A 1,457-nucleotide genomic window follows, 5' to 3' on the forward strand; every position below is an offset into this window, starting at 1 on the left:
GACGGTCAGTCGATCGAGAACGTGTCGAGCGGCTGGTTGGCGCGCGCGTCGGTCGCGAAGCGCGCGGCGAGCTGCTCGTAGAGCCGGCGCGCTTCGTCGAGCGTCAGGTCGATCCAGTACGGATCGCCTGCCGCGTCGTTGAGGCGTTCCGGCGGAAACTGGATTTCGATCACACTGCCTTTGCGATACATGGCGCAAGCCCCTTTGTCGGTCGGTCGTTCGGCGAAGCGCCAAGTGTAGCAACCGGCGCCATGCGGATTCGCGCGCGCCGGGCAATACAGAATTTCGCTTTCGGGCAACGCGCGCGGCCGCCGCCCGGCCGTGATTCCCGGCCCAGTCAAATGGTCGTCAAACGTCCGTAATACAATGGCCGGCTTACCCATTACCAGTCGCCTCGGGCGCACACGCGATGCTGGCGGAACAACGTCATCAATACATCCTGTCGGAGCTCGGACGCTCGGGCGCGCTGTCGGTCGCGGAACTCGTCCGTTCGCTCGACGTGTCGCGCGAAACCGTGCGACGCGACCTGAACGCGCTGGCCGCGCGCGGCCTGCTCGTGATGACGCATGGCGGCGCGCTGGCTGCGGATCGCCGCGAGCCGAGCCTGTCCGAGCGCGAAGCCGCGAACGCCGACGCGAAGCGCACGATCGGGCGGCGCGCGGCCGAATTCGTGCCCGACGACGCATCGGTGCTGATCGATTCGGGCAGCACGCCGCATGCGGTCGCGCTGGCGCTCGCCGACCGGCACCGGCTGTCGATCTACACGAACGACTGGCGCACCGCGTTCGTGCTCGCGCGGCGCAACGGCAACCGCGTGACGCTGCTCGGCGGCGAGCTGTCCGATGACGAGGACGCGACGTTCGGGCTCGACACGATCCACCAGCTCGCGCAATACCACGTCGATTTCGCATTCGTCGGCGCTGGCGGCATCACACCAGACGGCGAGTGCACCGACTACTCGCGGCTTGCCGCCGAAGTGCGCAGCAGGATGATCGCGGCGGCGGGCACGGCGATCATCGTCGCCGATCATTCGAAATTCGGCCGCGTGACGCCGGTGCGGATCAACGGCACGGCCGCCGCCCGCTATCTGGTGACCGAGCGCGCACCCGACAAGGCCGTGCGCCGCGCGCTGACGGCGCGCGGGATCGAGCTGCTCGTGTGCGAGTGACGCGCGTCGGACATACAAGGTTCATCGAACGGTCATCGCGCGGGAAGAACCGCCATCAAGACTGACGCATTCATCTCGACCGGCCGCGAGGCCTGGGAGCAACGAATGACCGTCAGCGTGCGCAGCTATCTTTCCCCCACCCTGGTCCTGCTGGCTTTCGACTGGCCCGATGCGGCGTCGCGGTCCGATTTCCTCGGCTTCGCGATCCGGCGCACGCCGGGCTTCTGGTCGGCCGACGGCAAGACGCGTGCGCCGGACAGCTGGCTGCCCAACCGCCTGACGTTCGACG

At 68.0% G+C, this 1,457-nt stretch carries 2 protein-coding genes and 1 pseudogene; 2 read left to right on the forward strand and 1 reads right to left on the reverse strand.

Annotated features, from left to right (window positions below; genetic code table 11):
• Nucleotides 1-5: 5 nt before the first annotated feature.
• Entirely contained in the window at nucleotides 6-191 is a 186-nt protein-coding gene (locus A9Z05_RS01750) for a hypothetical protein (protein ID WP_006480515.1), read from the reverse strand.
• Between the two features lie 218 nt (nucleotides 192-409).
• Here A9Z05_RS01750 and A9Z05_RS01755 point away from each other — a divergent pair, with 218 nt between their 5' ends.
• The gene (locus tag A9Z05_RS01755; protein ID WP_069616633.1) at nucleotides 410-1,168 is read left to right on the forward strand and encodes a DeoR/GlpR family DNA-binding transcription regulator; all 759 of its coding nucleotides are present in this window, start codon (nucleotides 410-412) and stop codon (nucleotides 1,166-1,168) included.
• A gap of 105 nt (nucleotides 1,169-1,273) precedes the next feature.
• Nucleotides 1,274-1,457, forward strand: a pseudogene (locus A9Z05_RS01760) (phospholipase); the annotation flags it as partial.

This window comes from Burkholderia sp. A2, from assembly GCF_001729305.1.
Classification (GTDB): domain Bacteria; phylum Pseudomonadota; class Gammaproteobacteria; order Burkholderiales; family Burkholderiaceae; genus Burkholderia; species Burkholderia sola.

Bases quoted from the DNA above. Each gene is read 5' to 3' on its own strand.
- A9Z05_RS01750 (WP_006480515.1), bottom strand. From the start codon at position 191: ATGTATCGCAAAGGCAGTGTGATCGAAATCCAGTTTCCGCCGGAACGC.
- A9Z05_RS01755 (WP_069616633.1), top strand. From the start codon at position 410: ATGCTGGCGGAACAACGTCATCAATACATCCTGTCGGAGCTCGGACGC.